At 67.4% G+C, this 21,676-nt stretch carries 18 protein-coding genes and 4 pseudogenes; 14 read left to right on the top strand and 8 right to left on the bottom strand.

The features are described 5' to 3' along the window. Positions 1–130: 130 nt before the first annotated feature. The 6 genes from C8E87_RS03885 to C8E87_RS03860 all read right to left on the bottom strand — a co-directional run bounded on the left by C8E87_RS03885 (position 131) and on the right by C8E87_RS03860 (position 6,086). On the bottom strand, positions 131–1,300 hold the full coding sequence (locus C8E87_RS03885; RefSeq protein WP_166661068.1) for an ISAs1 family transposase: 1,170 nt from the start codon (positions 1,298–1,300) through the stop codon (positions 131–133). A gap of 199 nt (positions 1,301–1,499) precedes the next feature. Then, on the bottom strand, positions 1,500–2,603 hold the full coding sequence (locus C8E87_RS03880; protein ID WP_133871810.1) for an esterase-like activity of phytase family protein: 1,104 nt from the start codon (positions 2,601–2,603) through the stop codon (positions 1,500–1,502). Between the two features lie 281 nt (positions 2,604–2,884). After that, on the bottom strand, positions 2,885–3,418 hold the full coding sequence (gene def / locus C8E87_RS03875; RefSeq protein ID WP_208116365.1) for a peptide deformylase: 534 nt from the start codon (positions 3,416–3,418) through the stop codon (positions 2,885–2,887). Between the two features lie 242 nt (positions 3,419–3,660). Further along, the gene (locus C8E87_RS03870; protein WP_133871809.1) at positions 3,661–4,200 is read right to left on the bottom strand and encodes a methyltransferase domain-containing protein; all 540 of its coding nucleotides are present in this window, start codon (positions 4,198–4,200) and stop codon (positions 3,661–3,663) included. Between the two features lie 292 nt (positions 4,201–4,492). Beyond that, positions 4,493–5,293: an SDR family NAD(P)-dependent oxidoreductase gene (locus tag C8E87_RS03865; RefSeq protein WP_133871808.1), complete on the bottom strand. Its 801-nt coding sequence runs from the start codon at positions 5,291–5,293 to the stop codon at positions 4,493–4,495. 43 nt (positions 5,294–5,336) lie between these two features. After that, a complete protein-coding gene (locus C8E87_RS03860) occupies positions 5,337–6,086 on the bottom strand; it encodes an SDR family NAD(P)-dependent oxidoreductase (protein WP_133871807.1) in 750 nt (249 codons plus the stop codon). Between the two features lie 132 nt (positions 6,087–6,218). On the opposite strand from C8E87_RS03860, the gene C8E87_RS03855 reads away from it, so the two are divergent. From C8E87_RS03855 to C8E87_RS03830, 6 genes and pseudogenes are all read left to right on the top strand, one after another. Then, positions 6,219–6,692: a MarR family winged helix-turn-helix transcriptional regulator gene (locus C8E87_RS03855; protein WP_133871806.1), complete on the top strand. Its 474-nt coding sequence runs from the start codon at positions 6,219–6,221 to the stop codon at positions 6,690–6,692. Positions 6,693–7,071: 379 nt separating this feature from the next. Beyond that, positions 7,072–7,188 carry a hypothetical protein gene (locus C8E87_RS46615; protein ID WP_133876597.1) on the top strand — a complete coding sequence of 39 codons (117 nt, stop codon included), beginning with the start codon at positions 7,072–7,074 and terminating at the stop codon, positions 7,186–7,188. Between the two features lie 184 nt (positions 7,189–7,372). Further along, positions 7,373–9,247, top strand: a complete 1,875-nt coding sequence (locus C8E87_RS03845) for a CASTOR/POLLUX-related putative ion channel (RefSeq protein ID WP_133871805.1) — start codon at positions 7,373–7,375, stop codon at positions 9,245–9,247. 112 nt (positions 9,248–9,359) lie between these two features. Next, positions 9,360–9,695: an aldo/keto reductase gene (locus C8E87_RS03840; RefSeq protein ID WP_203721039.1), complete on the top strand. Its 336-nt coding sequence runs from the start codon at positions 9,360–9,362 to the stop codon at positions 9,693–9,695. A 46-nt stretch (positions 9,696–9,741) separates the two neighbouring features. Beyond that, positions 9,742–10,593: pseudogene (locus tag C8E87_RS03835) on the top strand (SDR family oxidoreductase); the annotation flags it as partial. Beyond that, positions 10,590–11,882 (top strand): aminotransferase class I/II-fold pyridoxal phosphate-dependent enzyme, encoded by a 1,293-nt coding sequence (locus tag C8E87_RS03830; protein ID WP_239080751.1) that lies wholly within the window; start codon positions 10,590–10,592, stop codon positions 11,880–11,882. The pseudogene C8E87_RS03835 and the gene C8E87_RS03830, both read left to right, overlap by 4 nt. 6 nt (positions 11,883–11,888) lie before the next feature. On the opposite strand, the gene C8E87_RS03825 is transcribed toward C8E87_RS03830, so the two are convergent. Further along, positions 11,889–12,785, bottom strand: coding sequence for an SAM-dependent methyltransferase (locus tag C8E87_RS03825; RefSeq protein ID WP_166661066.1), 897 nt, complete (start codon positions 12,783–12,785; stop codon positions 11,889–11,891). Positions 12,786–13,339: 554 nt separating this feature from the next. On the opposite strand from C8E87_RS03825, the pseudogene C8E87_RS46765 reads away from it, so the two are divergent. The 6 genes and pseudogenes from C8E87_RS46765 to murC form a co-directional block, all read left to right on the top strand. Beyond that, a pseudogene (locus C8E87_RS46765) lies at positions 13,340–13,605 on the top strand (SDR family NAD(P)-dependent oxidoreductase); the annotation flags it as partial. Positions 13,606–13,722: 117 nt separating this feature from the next. Then, positions 13,723–13,941, top strand: a complete 219-nt coding sequence (locus C8E87_RS45240) for a Rossmann-fold NAD(P)-binding domain-containing protein (protein ID WP_239080752.1) — start codon at positions 13,723–13,725, stop codon at positions 13,939–13,941. A 118-nt stretch (positions 13,942–14,059) separates the two neighbouring features. After that, a pseudogene (locus tag C8E87_RS03815) lies at positions 14,060–14,952 on the top strand (immune inhibitor A domain-containing protein); the annotation flags it as partial. Positions 14,953–15,239: 287 nt separating this feature from the next. Then, positions 15,240–16,784, top strand: coding sequence for an alpha/beta hydrolase (locus C8E87_RS03810; protein ID WP_307870885.1), 1,545 nt, complete (start codon positions 15,240–15,242; stop codon positions 16,782–16,784). Positions 16,785–17,059: 275 nt separating this feature from the next. Then, complete coding sequence (locus tag C8E87_RS03805; RefSeq protein ID WP_133871801.1) at positions 17,060–17,605, top strand: hypothetical protein; 546 nt, start codon at positions 17,060–17,062, stop codon at positions 17,603–17,605. Beyond that, a complete protein-coding gene (gene murC / locus C8E87_RS03800) occupies positions 17,602–19,029 on the top strand; it encodes a UDP-N-acetylmuramate--L-alanine ligase (RefSeq protein WP_133871800.1) in 1,428 nt (475 codons plus the stop codon). Before C8E87_RS03805 ends, murC begins: the two co-directional genes overlap by 4 nt. Before the next feature lie 120 nt (positions 19,030–19,149). Here murC and C8E87_RS03795 read toward each other — a convergent pair whose 3' ends face one another. Further along, positions 19,150–20,220, bottom strand: coding sequence for an acyl-CoA dehydrogenase family protein (locus C8E87_RS03795; RefSeq protein ID WP_133871799.1), 1,071 nt, complete (start codon positions 20,218–20,220; stop codon positions 19,150–19,152). 383 nt (positions 20,221–20,603) lie between these two features. Between C8E87_RS03795 and C8E87_RS03790 the strand changes: the two genes are divergently transcribed. Then, positions 20,604–21,089 carry an RICIN domain-containing protein gene (locus C8E87_RS03790; protein WP_133871798.1) on the top strand — a complete coding sequence of 162 codons (486 nt, stop codon included), beginning with the start codon at positions 20,604–20,606 and terminating at the stop codon, positions 21,087–21,089. Between the two features lie 194 nt (positions 21,090–21,283). After that, positions 21,284–21,637: pseudogene (locus C8E87_RS46910) on the top strand (DUF6924 domain-containing protein); the annotation flags it as partial. Positions 21,638–21,676 lie beyond the last annotated feature (39 nt).

Raw genomic sequence — 21,676 nt, 5'->3', positions numbered from 1 at the left:
TAGCCAGTGAGCTTTTCCGGGCAAAGGTGCGATCGCCGCATCGTCTTGGCAAGACGCGGGAATGAGAAAGTGCCCCTATGAACCGAAGTGATCTCACCAATGAGGCCAGAGCCAAAGCAAAGTCGGATGGTTATCGGATGGCTGCGTTGAGTAGCGTCGGGATGAGCATCTTGTTGGCGTGATGCCGTTCCATGAGCTGTTTGATTCGGGTGTGCCCGGCGAGGCGGATCAGGGCGAGGGCGAGGTTGCGCAGGGCGGCCATGGCGTGGGCGACGGTGCCGAGGTAGGCGTGGTGGTGGTCTTCGCCGAGCAGGACGTCGCGGATCCAGTGGATCTTGTTTTCGATTCCCCAGTGGCTGCGGACGTGAGCGGCGATCTCGGTTGCGGTGCAGGTCAGGCTGGTGATGCCGTGCAGGAGGTGTTTGCTGACGCGTTGGCCGTCGGGGGCGTAGGTGTCGCGGCGGATCCGGAAGACCTGGACCGCGCCGGGGAAGTCCACGCCGTCGGCGGGTGCGGTCCAGATGGTGCGGGTGACCCGGTGGCCGTTTCGGTGCTCGGTGTGCGTTGCGGCAGCCAGAGCGGGGACGGCTGCGGGCAGCCGGTCAGTGATCGCGGTGAGCAGGCCGGGCCGGTTGCCTTTGACGGTGAAGGCGTAACCGGCATCGCGCTTGAGTAGGTAGGTGGCGGTGTCGTGGCTGGGATGGGCGGCGTCGGCGGTGATCGTCATGCCGGTGATGTCGACCGGGTCGAGCAGGGCGGCGATCTGGGTGACTTCGGTGGTGTCGGCCGGGACCTGGACCTGGGCGATGACCACGGCGGTGTCGTGGCGCATCGCGGAGAACAGTTGCACGTCCACGCCGGTGCCGGGGCGGGTGTTGCGGACGGTCTTGCCGTCCAGGGCCAGCCCGACACCGGTGCGAACCTCGAGCAGGGTGGTCAGCCAGGCGCAGATCAGCCGGTCCAAGACCGCGGCGTCGACGGCCTCGGCCAGCCGGCGCAGGGTGTCACGGCCGGGCGGGATCCGGATGCCCAGGACGGGGTGCGTGCGGGCGCCCGCTGCGCCGAGCAGGGGTTGCGGGAGTTCCGCGACCCGGTCGGCGGCTTGCCGGAAATCACGTGCCCCGCACAGCAGTGCCATGGTCAGCACCGTCAGTACCGCGGTGAGAGGATGCCGCACGCCCTTGGGCTTACGCGGATCTTTGACCGGCGCGAACACCGCGGCCAGCGCGGTTACCCGGCCGAGGTCGGCCTGGCTGGCCTTGTTCATGACGACATCGGCGACCGCATGCGAGACTGGCACGAGCGGCCTTTCTGGTAGACGACGGTTGGCGTAGAGAACCGCCATCGTCTACTGAGGAAGGCCGCGTCCGTTCACCGGGTCGTCATCACCAGGAACAACGAAGATCAACTAACTTTGCTTTGGCTCTGCCAATGAGGCCTGGTTGATGGAGGCGGGAGCACCGAGACGGCCAGCACGGCGCTCCCGCCGTTCACGATGATTACGGCAGGCGGGTGTCCATCAACAGAACCCGGGTCTTCTGGTTGGGGCTGAAATTGTCGTCGCTGATCAGCCGGAGGCGTTGCCGGGCACCGTGGGCCCCGGGCTCGACCGCGAGACCTTCGAAGTTGTCGAGCAGCGGGTTCAGCTGCGGCTGGGGACTCGTTGCGCCCAGGGTCGGGCAGTTCGCGAGATCAGCGACGGGCTGCTTCCCGGCCAGGTTGCGGTAGCTGACGGTCGAGAGGTTGGGCACGGCGCTGACATCGGGGGCCCGGTTGACCCCGGTGACCGCGTACAGCCGGACGGTGTTGCCGACCCCTGAGGTGAAGGCCGCCTCGAGGAACACCAGCCGCCCGTCGCCGTAGGCCGTCACCTCGGCGATCCGGTTGCCCCGGTCGGCCTGGTAACCGAACTGGCGGGCGAGCCGGTAGCCGCCACGGCCGTCGTTCCGGTAGACCAGCACGCGGTGCCGGGCCACCGTGCCGTCAACCGGCGCGTCGCCGGCCAGGGAACCCTCCATCGCCGCGTAGACGTACTTGCCGTCGGGCGAAATCGTCAGGCTCTCGAGGGTGGCGTTCTCCGCCGCCTCGCCGGTCGGCGCGACCCGGAAACGATCCGGCACCGGGAGCTCTCCGCGCTGCACGCCGTCGCGGCCGAAGATGCGGATCGACGGCTCGGCCTCGGAGCTGATCAGGAAGTTGCCGTTCGGCAGGACGGCCAGTCCTTCGCCGTCGAAGTTCGTGCCGTCGTAGGCGGTGCCGTCAGCCCGCTTCAACAGCGTCGTCGCGGTTGCTCGCGGCGTGCGGCCGGTGCTGAGGAAGACCAGACGGGCCGGCTGCGTGCCGCTGCGGTCGACCACCGTCGCGTACGACCGGCTGAACCTGTCGTACGCGATGGCGGAGAGCCCGCGGACGGCGACACCGTCGACGGTCGTCGTCTTGTCCAGACTGTCGCTGTACGAGACCGCCTCGGCCCGCGGTGAGCAGTTACCCCCGCTCGGCGCCGCGAAGGCGTGGGCCGCCGGAACAGCGAGCAGCGGCGCCAGCAAGCCGGCCGCGACCGTAGGCCCCATCAGGCGCCCGCGCAGTGTGTAAGCCACCCTCATGAATCGCTCCTTTGATGGATGGTCCCGTCGAAGGACCCGTGGCTGGGGTGCACGGCAGCCGAGAGCAGATCTGGCTGCCGCCCGACTGTCCCGACGAGACGCCGGCCGCGATGTTCAGCGGGCCCATTCGCCAAGGCAAGATCTTGATCTCCCGCGGACGGCCGGGATCGGCGACCTCAGGCGCCGGATCCCGCTCGTGGTCCAGCGACGGGCCGGGCGGCGCTCGTCGAAGCGGCACCGCCCGGCCCGTTCGCACGACTGCGATCGGGAGCCACCTGTGATCAGTGCGGGCTGACTTCGATCCGCGCATCCGCCCAGTCCGCGGCACGCAGTGTGGCGATGATCCGGTCCTGGTCCGCCCTGTTCCGCCGGTCGATGAACAGGACGCCGTCGAGGTGGTCGTTCTCGTGCTGGATGCAGCGGGCCAGAAGTCCGGACCCGACCACCTGCACGGGATCACCGTGTTTGGTCAATCCCCGGGCGACGACATTCATCCTCCGCTTGGTGTCGAGGTAGATCCCCGGAATTGACAGGCAGCCCTCCGGGCCGTCCTGTTCTTCCTCGTCGGGGAACTCGACGCCGGGGTTGACGAGGTGGTCGAGCTTTCGGTCGTTCCCGGGAAGGGCTGGATTGATGGCGAAGACCCGCAGGCCGACACCGATCTGCGGGGCTGAGAGGCCGCCGCCCCCGGAGGCCGCGAGCGTCTGCCTCAGATTCTTGACCAGCTTGCCCAGCTGCGCGTCGAAAGTGGTCACTGGCTCGGCGACCTGACGCAGAACAGGGTCGCCGATCTTCCGGATCGGAAGAATGGTCATCCGGACCTCCATAGCGGTCATGGCGTTGACGGGCTGGTGTTCGCGCGGCGAGGGCCAGCTTCCCGACGACGGGATGTCGGTGCTGAACGCCAGTTCCCGGCCGGTCTCGATGTCTTCGGTGAGGGCGGCCGCCGCGGCCGCCCCGGCGACGGGCTCGCCGGTCGGATGCTGCTGCTGCGCGGCGGTGCCGGCCCGCGGGCTGCCGTGACGAGGCCGGCCTGTCACCGGGATCGAGAGTCCCTTCAGTGCGGGCGGGTGCCGACGGCCGCCCACATGGTGAAGGCGAGCAGGAAGGTGCCGTCCTCGACGGCCTCGCCGATGGTGTCGAGCAGGGAGCTCAGCTCGGGGACGCCGGCGACCATGGGGTTGTCCCGGTGCAGGGGCAAGACCTGGGTCGCGCTGGCCATGTCGGTGAAGACCATCGTGACCGGCTCGGCGACGATGCCGGTCAGGCCGGCTTGGACCAGACGGCGGCGCAGGGTGCGTCCGGAGGAGGCCGCCTCGGGTGGGCGGGTTGCGTGAGAGGCCGCTGACACGGCCTGGACCCGGTCGTTGAAGCCGGGCGGAGAGCCGTCGACCAGCAGGGTGGCCAGCTCGCGAGCCACCTCGCCATTGCCGGAGCCGGCATCGAGCAGTTTCAGCCCATTGACGATCGGCAGATTCCAGAGGGCGAGAGCGATTGCCCGCAAGCGGGTGATGTCTGGTGAGGCGGCCGCGGTGGCCAGGTAGTCGCGCAGGTACTGCGGCTGATTCCGGTGGCTGAAGTCGGTAGGGGAGGTCACAACCGTACGAACGGGGCAGAAGTGGAGAAGTTCAGTCACCGGTATGGGCGGCGGCCGTCGTCGCCCGTGCTGCTGAGTCGATGAACTCTGCGGCGGTCGAGCCGTCTTTCCCAATAACGAGGAGATGGCGAATGCGCCCACGGCCGTTCGCCGGCATTCGGTGCATCCGCCACGAGGAGGGGTCTACGTCGCAGCGGATGCATGCTCACCGCGCGACCCGGGACGGTCAGGTCCCGGGCCGCGTCGAGGCACCAGTCGCCCGGATTTCCATGCTTCGGGATGGGCCGGATCGTCACGCCGCTTTCCGGCGGTCGGAGAGAGTCGGCAGGTGGCCGGTCGCTCCACCGTCGACGTTGATCCGCTGGCCGGTGATGAACTTCGACTCGTCCGACGCCAGGAAAACCACCGCGTTGGACACGTCGCTCGGCTCTCCGACGTACGGCAGCATCTGCGAGTCGCGCAACAGCTGGACCGGGGCGGACTTCGCTCGCCCGTCGTCGACGGCCGGCGGCGGGACCAGTCCGGGGGCGATGGCGTTGCAACGGATGCGCAGGTGGCCGTACGACGTGGCGATGGACTGCGTCAGATAGTCGATCGCCGCCTTGCTCGTTCCGTACGAGACGAGCGCGAGGTCCCCGCCGGCGGACTGGATCGACGACGTGTTGATGATCGATCCGCCGCCGCCCTCGGCCATGACGGGAATGGCGTACTTGCTGCCGAGGAAGACGCTGAGCAGGTTGACCTCGAGGGTCCGCATCAGATGGTCGCGAGTGACGCCCACGACGTCGGTGTCTCGATCGAGCCAGTCGGCGCCGATCAGGCCCGCGTTGTTCCACAGCACATCGAGCCGGCCGTACGTCCGGGCCGCGAGGTTCACCATTTCCCGGATGTCGCTCTCGTCGCTGACGTCGCCGACGTACGGGACCACCTCGAGGCCCTGCTTCGCCAACTCCGCCGCGCGGTCGGCGACGGACGGCGAGATGTCCATCATGACCACCCGGGCGCCTTCGGCCGCCATGGCGTGGGCGCCCGTGAATCCGAGGTTGCCCGCCGCGCCGGTGACGATGGCAACCTTGTCCTGCAACCGATTCATGACATGTCTCCGATTCTGGAAGATCGTGCAGGGCCTGCCGGGTCTACTGCGGCAGGCCCTGGTAGTCCGCTTGTCCGGCCAGCATTCCGCCGTCGACCAGGACCTCGGTGCCGGTAACGAACCGGGACTCGTCGGAGGCGAAGTACAGCACCGCGTTGGCGATGTCCTCGGGCTCGCCGACTCGCCCGAGCGCGATGCTGTGGGTGTCGAAGACGACGCCCTCGGTCATCGGCGTCCTGGTCTGGCCGGGGTGCACCATGTTCACCCGGATGCCGTCGTGACCCAACTCGAGGGCGGCCGTCTTGGTCAGCCCTCGCAGAGCCCACTTCGAGACCACATAACCGAACATTCGGGGTACGCCTTGAAAGGCGCCCACCGAGCCGATATTGACGATCGATCCACCCCCGGCCCGGCGCATGCCCGCGGTGACGGCCTGGAGCCCGTTGAAGGCCCCGATGAGGTTGACGTCCAGCGTGTGCTGAAGCCGGGCGGTGTCCCATTCGCTGAGCGCCGCCGGGTCAGCGATCCCGGCGTCGTTGATCAGGATGTCGACCGTCCCGAACAGCTTCTCGGCGTCCCGGACGACCTCGGCCCAGTCTGTTACCGAACGGACGTCCAGCCGGCGGGCGACCACGTCCGGACCCAACTGCCCGGCCAGCTCCTCCGCGCCCTCGAGGTCGACGTCGGCCGCGATGACCCGGGCGCCCTCGGCGGCGAGCAGACTCACCATGGCCGCGCCCATGCCTTTCGCCCCGCCGGTGACGATTGCTGTCCTGCCCTCTACTCGTCCCATGATCGAGATCCCTTCGTACTGAGAAATGGAGCCGAAGCAACTATGTCTTCAAGGTGATACATCACCTACCTCCTTGGCTAGCCTTGAGATCGACTAAGTGACACATCACATAAAGCTGCCTAGGCTTGCCGGATGACGGACACCGAGCAGTTCGACGAACGTGAGCAACGGGCCTGGTTCGGCTTTCTGACGATGCAGGAGGATTTGCGCCGGCACATCAACCGGCAGCTGCTCGAGGACTCCGGGCTCTCGCTCTCGGACTTCTCCGTCCTCAGCGCCCTGGTGCAGCAGCCCGACGGCGCCCTGCGGGTGTTCGAGCTGGTCGGCCTGCTGCGATGGGAGCGAACGCGGCTCATCCACCAGGTCTCGCGGATGGTGTCACGCGAGCTGCTCGAGCGCCGGCCGGCCGCCGAGGACAGCCGAGGCAGCCGGGTGGCCCTGACCGAGCGGGGCCGGGAAGCCGTTCGCCAAGCCACGCCCCTGCATCTGCGGGATGTCCGCCGGACGTTCTTCGACGCGATCAGCCCTCGGCAGATCGACATGCTGGCCGCTCTGTCGGAGGCAGTGCTCGACAGCATCGCGGATCAGGAGAGAACCGATATGTGACCTGTCACCGAAAGCTGAGCGTACCGTGTCACCGAGCGCTCGACGAGCGGATCGAAGCCGTCGGACACGGGCCCGGCACGACCGACGGCTACTCCCGGTAGAGGGGCTCAAATTTGCCCTGCCAGGGTGACCCACCCGGCCCTACCGTGAGAGTTGCCGGTCTATGGCCTCTACGGCCACGGCAGCGCCATCATGGGCAGCCTCAACCAGCTCGCCGGCGCCGCCGGTTCCGCCCTCTTCATCACCGTGCTGTCCACCACCAGCGCCGCCCGCCAGGCCGCCGGAGCCGGCCCGCTGACGCCGCCGGACAGCTCGTCGACGAAGGTCTGCGGCCGGGCCCCGGCCGAACCTCGTCGGCCGCTGGTAGCGCCCTTGCTGTCTGTTGGCCGACGGCGACGCCGCGACGTACCAGGTGCTGGTCGAGACCACCGAACGGGACAGGTTCGGCCGTGGCCGGGACGATCGCCGTTCGAACTGCACGGCTCATTGCGGATAGGAACCGACCACGGTCATCGCCACCATTGAAGAATTGTTTTCTTGGCAACATTCGCCCATTTCTGGTGGTGGCCATAAGATCGCTGTCCGACCCCCCTTCAACCACGTTGCTCTGACCGCGGTGCACCGATCGAGGCCGCGATGGAGACGGTCTCGGATCACATTTTGAGGACACGATGAACAGAATGCACTTCGATCGACCTACCGCTGGCGAGCGGTTCCGCTATTGGTTCGACGGCGTCATGTCCAAGGGCATGATCGCGCTCATCGCTCTCCTTGCCCTCGGCAGTGTCGTACTCATCGCGGTCGTCTCATTGGTGATCACGGTCCTCGGGCTCTGGCCGGACGAGCAGAAGAGCTTCGACGAGACGTTCTGGTCGAGCCTCATGCACGCGTTGGACAGCGGAACCCTCGGCGGTGACGACGGCGTCGGCCTCCGGGCCGCCCAGCTCGTCGTGACCGTCGCCGGCATCATCGTGGTTGCCAGTCTGATCAGCATCATCTCCAACGCCTTCGACGCCCGGGTCGAGCAGCTGCGCAAGGGCCACTCCCGGGTGCTGGAGCAGGACCACACGCTGATCCTCGGCTGGAACTCGAAGATCTTCGCAATCGTGAACGAGATCTGTCTCGCCAACCAGTCCCGCCGGAGCTCGGCCATCGTGATCCTCGCCCCCGGTGACAAGATCGAGATGGAGGAGGCGCTGCAGGCCAAGGTGCCCGACCCCGGCCGGACTCGTCTCATCGTGCGCAGCGGCGACCCGCTGGACCTCGGCGACCTGGAGGTCGCCAGTCCTCGCGCCGCTCGCAGCATCGTGATCCTGGCCCCCGACGGCGCCGAGGACCCGGACTCGGCCGTCATCAAGGCTGCACTCGCGCTGACCAACAGCCCGCACCGCAAGCAGGGGCGCTACCACATCGTCGGCGAGATCCGGCACTCGGCGAACATGGACGCTGCTCGCCTGGTGGGCCGGGACGAGGCCGACTGGGTGCTCACCGACGAGCTGATCAGCCGCATCACCGTCCAGACCAGCCGGCAGAGCGGCCTGAGCGAGGTCTACACCGAGCTGCTCGACTTCGCCGGGGATGAGCTCTACTTCAGCGAGCAGACCGCGCTGACCGGCCGGACCTACCTGGACGCGCAGCAGGCGTTCGCCGACGCGGCCGTCATCGGCGTGCTCTCCGCCGGTGGTGTCCTGCTCAACCCGCCGGCCGCGCGTGTCATGCAGCCGGGCGAGAAGCTGATCCTCATCGCCGAGGACGACAGCAAGATTCGTACGGCTCCGGCCGGGCGCCCGGACATGTCCCTGATCAGCGACCTCGTGCACCACGACGACGCGCCGGACCGCGCGCTGGTGCTGGGATGCAACAACAGCCTCGGCTCGATGCTGGCTGAGCTCGACCGGTACGTCGCCCCCGGATCGACGGTCACGGTGGTCTCCCCGGCCGCGATCCCGGACCTCGGCCCGTACAAGCACCTGAGCGTGACCCACGTGCCCGGCGACACCGTGAACCGGTCCGTGCTGGAGAGCCTGCGGGTGCACGAGTTCGACCACATCGTCGTGCTGTCCGACAAGGACGACACCAGCCCGCAGCGGGCCGATGCCAAGACCCTGATCACCCTGCTGCACCTGCGGGAGATGGCGAATGGGCTGGGCGCCGAGCTGAACGTCGTCAGCGAGATGCTCGACGACCGTAACCGCGAGCTGGCCGAGGTGACCAAGGCGGACGACTTCATCGTGAGCGACAAGCTGATCAGCCTCATGCTGTCGCAGACCGCGGAGAACGAGCGTACCAACGAGGTGTTCCAGGCCCTGTTCTCCAGCACCGGCAGTGAGATCTACCTGCGCCCGGCCGACCTGTACATCAAGCCGGGCGCCATCACCGACTTCCACACGGTTGTCGAGGCGGCCAGCCGGCGGGGCGAGACCGCGATCGGTTACCGCATCATTGCCGACAAGCGAAACAAGGAACGCTCGTACGGCATCACCCTCAACCCGACCAAGCGCGATCAGCTGACGCTCGTACCGGGTGACAAGGTCATCGTCCTGGCCGAGAGCTGATTCTCGAATTTGCCAGCGCGCTGATTTCCCGATCGTGGAAGTGGTGCCGAACTGAGCCGGGACCGGCCGGGATTCAGCGGACCGCGCAGCCGCCAGGTGAATTGATCGCCTTGTGCAAGGGCTCGAGTACTCACTGCTCGAACGTACCGCGGAAGGCGAGGTCATCCCGGCGCAGGTCGCCTTGGCCTGGGTGAGCGGACGCCGCGCGGTGACCTCCATGATTATCGGTGCACGCACGCTCCGTCAGCTCGAAGTCAACATGGCCGCACTCGACGTGCAGCTGTCGGAGGATCACCGGAAGCGGCTGGATGACGTGTCCGAGCCTCAGCTGAGCTTCCCCGCCTCGGTGAACAGGCTCGCGTCGGCAATGGAGTTCGGCGGGTCGACGGTCGACGGCCGAGGCCACGACGTCTTCCCGCCCCTGGCCGGGAATCCCGTCCGGTACTGACCCTCAAGCCAGGTAGGACGGCAGCGCCCCGGCACCCTCGACGGGGTACTCCATGGTCAAGGCGGTGAATACGGCAGTGCACGGCCAGCACGTGATCATCACCGGCGGCTCCAGTGGCATCGGCCTGGCCACCGCGTCGGTACTTCACCGCGAGGGCGCCACGGTGTCGCTCATGGCCCGCGACGGGGAGCGGCTGCGACGGTCCATTCGGGAGGCGGGCATCGTCGCATCGGCTTTCGCGGTGGACGTGACCGACCGGGCCGCTCTGCGCCAGGCGTTCCATCAGGCTCGGGAGCGGCACGGCGCCTGTGACGTCTTGGTCACCTGCGCCGGATATGCCGAGCCCGGTTACGTCCAGGACATCGCCGAGGACGTCTTCGCCTACACCATGGACGTCGATTACTTCGGCACCGTATGGGCCGTCCGCGCGGTGCTGCCCGAGATGGTCGAGCGGGGCCGGGGCGTCATCGTCGGTGTCTCCTCGGTCGCCGGTCTTCTGGGGGTGTACGGCTACACCGCCTACGCGCCGGCGAAATTCGCCGTCCGGGGCTTCATCGACGCGCTGCGCATGGAGATGAAGGACAAGGGCGTCCACGTCGCCTGTGTCTATCCCGCCGATGTGCGCACGCCGCAACTCGACCACGAGAATCGCACCAAGCCGGCGGAGACGGTGGCGCTGAGCGGCACGATCGAGCCGATCGAACCGGAGCGAGTCGCACGCGCGATACTGCGGGGCATCAACCGGCGTTCCGACGAGATCTTCAGCGACCGGGCATCCCCGTTCCTGGCCCGTTTCAGCCAGGTCATGCCCGGGTTCTATCGCCGACTGTGCCACTACCGGCTCGCCCGATATCGCAGACGGGCGTCGGCGACACATCGGCGAGTTCGGTGCTCATGACCACGACCGGATCGAACGACAAGGCTGACGAGATGGCGAGTGTCCCCACCGAATCGACCACGTCTCACGGCGGCGCCGACCCGTTCGCCAAGAACGGGCTGCACGACATCGAGGCGGTGCTGAAGTCCCGGGGCGTCGATGCCTTCTACCGGGCCGTTCAGGGCTGGACCGAGGACGGGTACGCATTGCTCGACGGCCGGAAAGTGGTCATGGCCGGCTCGAACGACTACCTGGGACTGTCCCGGCATCCGCGGGTGCTCGCGGCCGCGGTGGAGGCGATCGGCCGGTACGGGGCTTCGGTGAGCGGCTCCCGTGCGCTGAACGGCACGATCGAACTGCACGAGACCCTGGAGGCCCGGCTGGCCCGGTTTCTCGGTCAGGAAGCCGCGGCCCTCGCCACCACCGGTTTCCAGGCCGGTCTGGCGCTGTCCGCGGCCCTGGGCCGGGATGACGTGGCCTTCGGCGACATCCGCAACCATGCGTCGCTGGTCGACGGCATGCGCATGGGGCTCGGCACTGTACGGTCGTACCGGCACCGCGATCCTGATCATCTGCGCCAGCGACTGCGGGCCGCCGCCGGGCCGGGGGGCCGGCTCGTCGTCACCGACGGCGTGTTCTCCATGGAGGGTGACGTGGCGCCGCTACGCGCTCTCCGAGAGGTGGCTGACGAGTCCGGCGCCCGGCTGATCGTCGACAGCGCCCACGACTTCGGTGTCCTCGGACGAAGTGGAGCCGGGCTGACCGAGTCCGCAGGGCTGACGGACCGGATCGATCTGATCATCGTCACCATGTCGAAGGCCCTCGGTTCGACGGGTGGCGTGATCGCCGGGCCGGCCGCGAACGTACGCCAGCTGCGGTACAACGCGCGCTCGCTGCTTTTCTCGGCGGCGCTGCCGCCGGCGTCGACTGCCGCCGCGCTGGCCGCCCTCGACGTGCTGGAGGCCGAACCCGAGCGGCGCGACCGACTGCACCGTCTGGGCCGGTTGCTGCACGACGGGCTTCGCGCCATGGGCTTCGACACCCGCCCGTCCACCACGCCGATCGTTCCGGTGACCTTCCCGGATGTTCCGACGGCGGGTGCGTTCTGGGCGGGCCTGTGCGAGGCGGGTGTGATCACCAACCTCTCCGGTCCACCCGCGGCCAAGCGGGCCATGCTGCGCGTCACGGTGACCGCGGCCCACGACACCCCGCATGTCGAGCATGTGCTGCGGGCATTCAGCGCGGTGGCCGACCGGCTGGGCACGCCGCGCGCCGACGAACCCCTGCCGCCGGTCGAACTCACCCGATGACCACAGTCAGCGGAACAACGGCTCGTCCCGCCGGCGGAAGCCGATCCGGTAGAGAGTCGCGGCCCGGCGTCGAAACGTGGCCTCGCACGCCTTGAGATAGACGCGGTAACGGCGGTACTCGTCCGGACCGACAATCTCCTCCGCCTGGGCACGGGCGGCCGTCAGACGTGCGGACCAGACCGACAGGGTCTTGGCGTAGTCGTCGGGATGGCTGGTCACCTGCTCGACGGAGAAGTAAGCATCACAAGCCGCCGCGATCTCGACCAGCCTCGGCAGAGTGCTGCCGGGAAAGATGTCGCCGGTGACGAAGGCTCCTACCGGCCCGGACGTCCCCGCCACTCCGTCGTACGCGATGGTCTGCAGCGACATCGAGGCGCCCGGACGCAGGAGCCGGTGGCAGCGCCGGAAGTAGGACTCGTAGGCCCCGGCGCGCTTCTCGGGCGCGGTGTCGGCGGTCACGAAGTGCTCGAACGCCCCGATCGACACGATCGCATCGTAGGGCTGCTCCGGCTGGTGCGTCTCCCAACTCTCCACCAGGACTTTGCCATTCGGCCGGGGAGTGGCGCCGAAGTAGCTGTGCTGCGCCCGCGACAGTGTGAGGCCGGTCGCCGCGGTGACGCGCCCGGTGTCCAGCGCGTGCCGGATCATGCCGCCCCAGCCGCAACCGATGTCCAACAGGCGGAAGCCGTCCGGGTGCGAGCCGTCGATCCCGGGTGCGCCGGCGAGGTCGAGGTGGCGGTGGTATTTCGCCTGCTGGGCGTCGGCCAGACCGGCTGGGTCCGCCTCCGTCCCTCCCCAGAGCGCGGCTGAGTAGGTCATGGATTCGTCGAGCCAGAGCGCGTAATAGCTGTTGCTCAGGTCGTAGTGCGACTCGATCTGGGATTGACTGGTGGAGTGTGACATGACCATCCTTCGTCGGGCTTTCCGGCACCGGAGAAGCGACCTGTTCAGGTGGACGTGCGGGATCGGCTGAGGTTCATGCTTCGCCCACCTCGCACGGCTGAGCACACCTCGCGGGGGCGAAGCGGCGGGATAAACGGGGTTGCCCACCCACACCGGCGAACCGGTGGGCCGGTCGGCCGTCTGCTGGGGTATGCGGACGCCTCTTGCGGTGATTGCGGTACGGCTCCTGAGAACGGCCGGCTTCATCTACTGGCACCTGGTGGTCCGGCGGCGTCACCTCCAGCGCCCGCGGACCAGCCGAGCCGACACCCCGGGTGTGCAGCCTTGACGCCGGCGAACACCCGGGTCCTGTCCGGAGCCGGCTTCCTCGAGACGCCGGTCCCGGTGTGCGCGGTGTGAACCCGCGAACACTTGGCGCGTCGTAAGGCGTGCAGAAGCACGTCGCGTGCGTCCACAACGTCAAGGAGACCTAATGTCGACCTGGTTCGTCACCGGCACATCCCGCGGCATCGGCCGCGGTCGGTCAGGCCGAGGACCGGTTCGGTGGGATCGACGTGGTGGTCAACAACGCCGGCTACGGCTTCCTGGGTGCGGTCGAGGAGACCTCGGCGGGCGAGGTCCGGCGAATGTTCGAGGTGCAGGTCTTCGGAGCCTGGAACGTGCTGCGCGCGGTCCTGCCGGGCATGCGGGTCGCTCGTCGCGGTCACATCATCAATGTCTCGTCCGTGTTGGGGCTCACCGCCTTCCCGGCTGGGCCCTCTACTGTTCGGCCAAGTACGCCCTGGAAGGTATCTCGGACGCGCTGGCCGGTGAGGTCGCCGGGTTCGGCATCAAGGTCAACGTCATCGAGCCCGGTTACACGCGCACCGACTTCCTGCGTCCGCCGGCGCTGGGCCTGCCCGAGGGGCACGTCGCGGGGTACGAGGACATCCGGGCGATGACCGAAGCTCACCTCGCGATGCCTGGAACTCAGCTCGGCGACCCGGCCAAGGTGGCCGCGGCCATCATCGAGGTCGCGGCATCCGGCCGGGCGCCGCTGCACCAGCTGCTCGGCTCCGACTCGTACGCCATCGCCCAGGACCGGCTCAAGGCCCTGGCCGAGGACTTCGAGGCGAGCCGCGACCTGGTGGCGACCACCGACATCCAATCAGCCTGACGACACCCGGATGCGCCCCATGCCAACGCGCGGTAACGGAGTGAGAACAAGGTGAGCTCAGCAGCACATCGAAGGCGGATTGAACTGCTGCCCGCGGGAGGCGTCGGACAGGGAAAGATCGACATTTGGCCAGGTCAGCGACTGGGTCAGGGTGCGCTACAACGAGGCCCGCTACGGCCGCGACTGTGATGTTAACGGCGTATGCACCTCGGAGTTCATGTGGGAACTGGTCAAGGACGCGGCCAATCAGTGGGTCGCCGACCAGCGGGCCGCCGGTCGCACCGACGTCCAGATCAAGGTCGACCTGGGATCGCTACGACTACGACTCCGACGGCCACTTCAAGGAGCCCGACGGCTACCTCGATCACTTCCAGATCGTGCATGCCGGTAGCGACCAGGCCAGCGGCTTCGCCCAGCAGGGCGAGGACGCGATCTGGTCGCACCGCTGGTACGCGTACTGGCGGGAAGCCGGCAGCACCGGCCCCACCGGCAACCCGCTCGGCGGGACCCCGGTCGGCGACACCGGCTTCTGGATCGGTGACTACACCGTTCAGCCGGAGAACGGCGGCGTGAGCGTCTTCGTCCATGAATACGCCCACGATCTCGGCCTGCCTGACGACTACGACACGACAGATACCGAGAACGACAACAGCGAGATCTGGACTCTGATGTCGCAGAGCCAGCTCAGCGACGCCGGCGAGCCGGTCGGCTCCCGGGCCGGTGACCTCGGCGCCTGGAACAAGCTGTAGCTCGGCTGGCTCGACTACGAGCTTGTGACAGCCGGCCAGAAGAACCGGACCTGGACCGCGCTCGACGGCACTGTCAACGGGCAGCCATTCCCGCGGGAGAGCGCCGGTCCTCGGTGGTGAGCAGGCCAGCTGGGCCGACATCTCGGTGCCGCTGACCGCGTACGCCGGGCAACGGATCCAGCTGCGTCTGCGCTACGTGACCGACCAGGGCACCAACGCTGGCGGCTTCTTCGGCGACGACCTCACCATCCGGGTCAACGGAGCGCGGGCTGTGTCCCGGGCAATGTCGATTGTCGCTTCACAGCGAGTTGCTGCAGTCGCTGCAGGTACTGACCGAGGGCGCAGCAGGACGTGCAGATCTCGCTGCCGTCAGCGCCCATACCGGTTCGTTCCGCCCACCCGATTACCCGTTCTGGCACTGAACCCGAACATCTCGTCCCCGTCTGGAGGGACGAAGCGGCCGGTGCAATTCCATGCCTCGATGAGGCGGCCGGCCGGCCGAGATCGGAAAGGTTCGAGATGAGAAAAATCGTAGCGGCAGCTGCCGGCTTGCTGCTCGGTGTGGCTCTGCTGCCAGTGGCGGCTGAGGCGCAGACGCCGGAGCGGGGGAGTGGGACGCCGGGTCCCGTCACTTGGGGCGTGTGTGACGATCCGCGCCTGCTGCAGATCGGCGCCGAATGTGGCTTCGTCCGTGTGCCGCTCGACTACGCCCGTCCGGGCGGTGACACGATCGAGCTCGCAGTGTCTCGGGTCCGGCACAGTTCGTCCGAGCAGGACTACCAGGGCGTCATGCTCACCAACCCGGGTGGGCCGGGCGGGTCAGGTCTGATCATGCCGGTGCTCGGTCGTTTCGTGCCCGGCGGTGTCGGCGCGAACTACGATTGGATCGGTTTCGATCCTCGCGGTGTCGGCTCCAGCCGGCCGGCGCTGACCTGCGACGTCGATTACACCGGTTACAACCGGCCCGACTACGTGCCCTCGACCCCACAGATCGAGAAGGCATGGCTCAGCAAGGTCAAGGAATACGCCGAGGCGTGTGACAAGGCGGGCGGTCCACTGCTCGACCATATGAAAACCACTGACACCGTGGCAGACATGGACAGCATCCGCCGGGCGCTCGGCGCCAAGAAGATCAACTTCTATGGCTTCTCGTACGGCACCTACCTCGGGCAGGTCTACGCCACGGTGCACCCCGAGCGGGTGGGCCGGATGGTCTTGGACGGGAATGTCGATCCGGGCGCGGTGTGGTACGACGCGAACCTCGACCAGAACGTCGCATTCGACAAGACCATCCGCTTCTTCTTCGATTGGGTCGCCGAGCACGACGACGTCTACCGTCTGGGTACGACCGGCAAGGCCGTCCGTGACCGGTACTACGCCGAGTTGCGCACACTGAAGGCCACCCCGGCCGATGGCAAGATCGGTCCGGCCGAACTCAGCGACATTGTCCTGTCGGCCGCCTACCACGTGGTCTACTGGCCTGACGTTGCAGCGGCGTTCTCGGCCTGGGTCAACGGCGGGGACGCTGGTGGCCTGCTCGACATGTACGCCCCGCCCGGCACGCCTGACGCCGATAACGGCTACGCGGTCTACCTGGCGGTTTCGTGCACAGACACCTCATGGCCGCGCGACTGGCGGACGTGGCAGCAGGACGCTTGGCGTATTCACACCCGGCACCCGTTCGCAGCCTGGGGCAACACATGGTTCAATGCGCCCTGTCGCGACTGGGGCGCCCGTCCGGGCACCCCGGTCCGGGTCGACGGGACCAGGACGCCGCCGATCCTGCTGATCAACGAGACCTATGATGCGGCCACGCCGTTCGCGGGCGCGCTGGAGGTGCGCAAGCGGTTCCCGGGCTCGGTGCTGGTCGAAGGAGTCGGCGGCACCACCCATGCCGGCTCGCTTGAAGGGATCGCCTGCGTCGACGACACCATCGCCGACTACCTGCGTGACGGCACTCTGCCTCGGCGGGTCGGTGGCAACCGGTCCGACCGGCAGTGCGAACCAGTCCCGGTACCGGAGGCCGCCGCTGAACGGACCACTGACGCAGCGGGGATCACCCGGGCCGACCTGCGGCAGCTGACCGGCCGCTGAGTCCTGGACTCTGACGCACCGCGTCCGTGGACGGACTCTCAACCGTCCACGGACGCGACACAACGCACCTGTGGTGCCATCCCTGACGTGTGGTGTATCTCAACTCAGGAGAACAGGGAGCGGTGCTGCCGCGAGCGCCCGAAAGCCCATGTTTCATATGCCGAACGGTGATGACAGTCACTCCTTAGCCCGGCAATGAGCCGTCGAGGGACACCGGCGTCTGTCTGAATAGGACGCAGGGCAGAGTTCATCCTCGCGTCGACAGGAGAAATGATGTGACCGTCGCCGACGAGCGATTGACCTTCCACGCATACGAGCCGTATCTCTCTCGAGTGACCGAGCTGTCAGTCTTCCGGGAGCTTTACGGAGGTAATCGAATCATCCTCGGGATCAGGAATGCCCCCGATGGGTCCGACGTCCGGCCCGAATTGTTCGTGGTGATGTGGTGTGAGGACGTGGTCGGACGCGCTCGGGAATTTGCCGGAGTGACAGTCCGACCGGATCTTGAGAGGGTTTCTGATCAAGTCTCCACCGCGGTGTTCCTGCTTCGCAAGGGATGGTCGAAGAAGCTCGGCGATCGCGCCTTGATTCCGGCCGGCACCAGGTCGATCAGGCGGCACAGCCCTCAGCTGGTGCGGCACCGATCGGCTGCGGTCGACGACGAAGTCTTTCCGGGGCAGGCGGTTCCCTTCCATGCCGCGGGGCCGGGCTTGCCGGGCCACACCATGAGCGCGGACATCTACCACCAGTTCTGGAATGCGTTGGGCGACCAAGAGGAACTGATCTACGCGGTCGTGGAGATCGAGGAGAGTGCGCAATGATGCCGGTGGACCGCAACCCCGCAGATGATGTGGCTGTCGAGGATCTGGGCCACGTGCATCTCATCGGCATCGGCGGGGTGGGCATGGCCGGGCTGGCCCGTCTGCTGCTCACCCGGGGTGTCCCGGTCTCGGGCAGCGAGCTGCGCGAGTGGCCGGCGCTGGCCGGGCTGCGGGCGCTCGGCGGCACGGTCCACATGTCCCACGTGGCCGAGAACCTCGACGGCGTCGACACAGTCGTCTATTCGACCGCCATCCCGTACGACCACCTCGAGCTGGCCGAGGCGCGCCGGCGTGGGCTGCGGGTGCTGCACCGCTCCGAGGCGCTGGCCGCCGCGATGACCAACCGGCAGGCGATCGCCGTGGCCGGCACGCACGGCAAGACCACCACGACGTCGATCATGACGGTGATCTTCCAGCACGCCGGGCAGGATCCGTCCTTCGTGATCGGCGGCGAGATCAGCGAGGCGGGCTCCAACGGCCATCACGGCACCGGCCCGCACTTCGTGGTCGAGGCCGACGAGAGCGACAAGTCGTTCCTGATCTACCGGCCGCACGTCGCGATCATCACCAACATCGAGGGCGACCACCTCAACAACTGGGGTGACCTCGACGGGCTCAAGGCCGGCTTCCTGCAGTTCGCCGAGCTCGCCGCGCCGGACGGCTTCGTCGTCACCTGCGCCGACGACCCCGGCACGCAAGAGCTGATCGCCGCGCTGCGGGCCAAGGGCAAAACCGTCTTCACGTACGGCGAGTCCGAGTCGGCCGACCTGCGGATCAGCGAGGTGGTGTCGACGGCGAGCGGCGTCCGTTACTCGGCCGAGCTCGACGGCAAGCCGCTGGGCGAGATCCGGCTGGCCCTGCCCGGCCGGCACATGGGCCTCAACAGCGCGGCCGCGGTGCTGACGGCATTTCGGCTCGGCCTGCCGCTCGACAAGATCGTCGAGGCGCTGGCGGCGTTCCCGGGAGTGCGGCGGCGCTTCGAACACAAGGGCATCGCGGCCGGCGTGCGGGTCTACGACGAGTACGCCTATCACCCGACCTCGGTCGAGGCGGCGCTGCGGACCCTGCGGGAGGTGGCGGGGGACGGCCGGCTGCTGGTGGTCTTCCAGCCGTACCGGGTCTATCGCACCCGCGACCTGCAGGCCGAGCTGGCCGAGGGCCTGGCCATCGCCGACCAGGTCATCTGCATGGAGGTCTTCGGGCCGGGTGAGGTGCGCGGGCCTGGTGAGGGCGGGGTGGCGCTGACCGCGGCCCTCGACCTGCCGGCCGACCGCAAGATCTTCGTGCCCGACTGGGAGGACGTGCCGGCCGAGGTGGTGCGGCGTAGCCGGCCGGGCGACGTCGTGGTCACCATGGGCGCCCCGCCGATCTCGCTGATGGGTGACGAGCTGCTGGCCGCACTCGACGACGCCGACCGTCGTTAGACCAGCATGGCGGGACCACGGCCCGCTGAACTGCGAGGTGGAATTCTACCCGCGACCGGCGTGCGGGCCGGCGAGGCCGGGGCGATAAAGGTGTGGGGATGCCTTTATCGCCCCTCCGTGTCAGCGACGGATGTCGCCATCCGGCGCCCGCAACGCGCCGAGAACGGCCGTGCCGATCTGAACGAAGCGGCGTGCGGCCTCGTGGACCGGTGACCGGTCGTCCCGACTGACATCGGTCACGGTGTTCAAAGCGGCCTGCGCCGCCTCCAGGGTTCGTTCCATCGCGCCTTGCAGCGCCCGAATGTCGGTCCCGGTGCGTACCTCGGATCGCAGGGACTCGAAGGCGGCAGCGAGCCGCGCGGCCGAATCGGCCGGCGGTGTCGTCGGGCCGCGCAAGTCGAGAGCGCTGCGGGCGACGCCGGCCACAACAGCGCTGGCACCCAACCGGACCAACTCCGCCGTCGGCCACCGGTAGGGCGATTGCGTAAGCCGTCCAGCTTCCTCCGCAGCGTACGAGAATCCGATGGGCACGAATACGTCGTCGACCGTCACCCGGCCGTACGCCATCCACGCCGGGAACTTTCCGGTTCTGCCGGCCGTCCGCGCCGACCCCCGAGGGATCACAAGGAAACGAGGGTCGCCCTCATCGGTGTGGGCGCACAGCAGCAACCAGTCGGCGAGGCGAGCCCCTGGAACTGCTTCCCACTGGCCCGAGAGGCGGTATCCACCGGCCACCGCCTCGATCCGGCCTGCCTGTCGGGAGTAGGCGATCAACGGATCCGGCCCCATACCCCACACCCACGAGACTGCCTCGCCGGCCCGATCCGCGATGAAGCCCATATTCAGGCTCCACAGGATCCATGCAGTGGGACCATCAATCCGCGCAATCTGTTCCAATGCAGCGAGGACGTCGACCGGCGACGCTTCGAATCCACCCAGATCGCGTGGTGAATAGAGCCGGAACGCCTGCTCAGAGATCAACGCTTCGAGTAGGTGGTCGGGCATTTTCCCGAGCTTTTCCGCCCGTTCCCGGTACTCCTCTATCAGGGGTGACAATGTTCCTGCCAGGCCGGTCGGCTCGGCACCGGCGAAAGGTCCCGGCCGTGGGCCGGCACCCCCCGAAGCAGGGCCGAGTTCAGAGGTCTGGTCGTCTGGGCATTTGATCTGCACCGCTACCGCCGATCTGTTCATGGGCTCACTCACGAGTACGGCCCGGGGCAGCGCTGGTTCAATGTGGACAGTATGGTCACATGCGGGGTGGCAGACCTCATCAAGGTGACCGTTCTACTTCATTGAGCCGACGGCACGCACAGCCTGGCCCGGGACCGCCGTCGAAGACGACGGCGGCGTAGCCACGGAAGCTGCCGCCGGGATCGCGGGTCGAACCTGCCGGCTTCCGACCAGCGTTGCCCTCTCCGCTACGTATGCTTCGGGGCATCGTTCATGGAACGTCCTTGAATTCAACTACATATTGCTGCACGTCTACGGAGGGGAGTTGAATGTTTGCTTGATCGTCCGATCTGCCGATGGTTCAGTGAAGGTCATTGCTGAATCGAGCAGAGGAGAAACGATCCATGCGATTCAAGCCGGTCGTCACCGCCCTCGTGGCCATGACCGTCATGGCCGCCGGAATTGTCAGCTTTTCGGGGCCGGCTCAAGCGGAGCCGTTCGAATTCCACATGCAGAATGTGAAGACGAGCGAATGCCTCGACAGTAACTCGAGCGGCGATGTTTACACGCGGCCGTGCCAATTCGGAAACATGTATCAAACCTGGTACAAGGTGAACATCAAGGGCGACCAGTTGCGAAACAAGGCGACGGGTCGCTGCTTGGACAACGCCGAAAACGAATTCAAGGTATACACAAACCCCTGTGACGAAAACGGCAACAACCGCTACCAGAAGTGGAACCAGTGGTCGAAGAACGACCTACGCAAATACACCAGCTTCGCCACCACCAGGGCCCTCGTCAGCAACGGCCCGAATAACGCCACCATGCGAAACCACAGCTACGAATGGTTCGACAGTGCCGAGCAGTGGCGGACTGTGAATTTCGGCTGACTCTGCCGATGGAGCCAGTGGCGGCTGGCTTCAGCCCGCTGTGCCGAGCAAGAGCCGGAGCGAGTCGAGTCCGTCCAGTTCGGGAACTCGGCCCGCGTCGGTGGTAGCTCCGACGGCGCGGGAAACGGAGAGGTTGGGTCGCTGCCGCTGGGGGTGGTCGGACAGTCGAGGAGTTCGCCAACGTCGTCGTCCGGACGGACTTCGCCGACGAGGCCGGATGGCGGGCCACCGTCGAGGCGCTGGAGGAACGACCGGCGGACGCCGAGCCCGACTTCACGGTCAACAATGTCTTCGTCGAGGACCCGGCCTGGGCCGGCGCAAGCGTCGACGAGGTCCTGGCCGTCGTATACGAGCACGAGTATTCGTCGGAGTACATGGGCGCGGTGATCGTGGCCGACGAGCGGACGATGTCCGACCAGGAGCACCCGGTGCTCATCGTCAGCACCGTCTCGCCCGACGACGAGACGAACGACGAGGTGACCGAATCCGGCCGCCGATTCCGGTGTCTGCCCCGGGAGACCCACCTTGTCAGCACAAATATCGGCCTGGGCAACATGGGTTCGAAGAGTTCGCCGGATGGGCCGCCG

This window comes from Paractinoplanes brasiliensis, from assembly GCF_004362215.1.
Taxonomy (GTDB): Bacteria; Actinomycetota; Actinomycetes; order Mycobacteriales; family Micromonosporaceae; genus Actinoplanes; species Actinoplanes brasiliensis.
This window is presented reverse-complemented; position numbering and strand designations above follow the sequence as displayed.

Excerpts from the sequence above, each read along its gene's own strand:
- C8E87_RS03855 (WP_133871806.1), top strand. The coding sequence starts at position 6,219 with ATGACGGACACCGAGCAGTTCGACGAACGTGAGCAACGGGCCTGGTTC.
- C8E87_RS03865 (WP_133871808.1), bottom strand. The coding sequence starts at position 5,293 with ATGAATCGGTTGCAGGACAAGGTTGCCATCGTCACCGGCGCGGCGGGC.
- C8E87_RS03880 (WP_133871810.1), bottom strand. The coding sequence starts at position 2,603 with ATGAGGGTGGCTTACACACTGCGCGGGCGCCTGATGGGGCCTACGGTC.
- def (WP_208116365.1), bottom strand. The coding sequence starts at position 3,418 with ATGACCATTCTTCCGATCCGGAAGATCGGCGACCCTGTTCTGCGTCAG.
- C8E87_RS03825 (WP_166661066.1), bottom strand. The coding sequence starts at position 12,785 with ATGTCACACTCCACCAGTCAATCCCAGATCGAGTCGCACTACGACCTG.
- C8E87_RS03795 (WP_133871799.1), bottom strand. The coding sequence starts at position 20,220 with ATGAACAGATCGGCGGTAGCGGTGCAGATCAAATGCCCAGACGACCAG.
- C8E87_RS03845 (WP_133871805.1), top strand. The coding sequence starts at position 7,373 with ATGCACTTCGATCGACCTACCGCTGGCGAGCGGTTCCGCTATTGGTTC.
- C8E87_RS03860 (WP_133871807.1), bottom strand. The coding sequence starts at position 6,086 with ATGGGACGAGTAGAGGGCAGGACAGCAATCGTCACCGGCGGGGCGAAA.
- C8E87_RS03790 (WP_133871798.1), top strand. The coding sequence starts at position 20,604 with ATGCGATTCAAGCCGGTCGTCACCGCCCTCGTGGCCATGACCGTCATG.
- C8E87_RS45240 (WP_239080752.1), top strand. The coding sequence starts at position 13,723 with ATGACCGAAGCTCACCTCGCGATGCCTGGAACTCAGCTCGGCGACCCG.
- C8E87_RS03830 (WP_239080751.1), top strand. The coding sequence starts at position 10,590 with ATGACCACGACCGGATCGAACGACAAGGCTGACGAGATGGCGAGTGTC.
- murC (WP_133871800.1), top strand. The coding sequence starts at position 17,602 with ATGATGCCGGTGGACCGCAACCCCGCAGATGATGTGGCTGTCGAGGAT.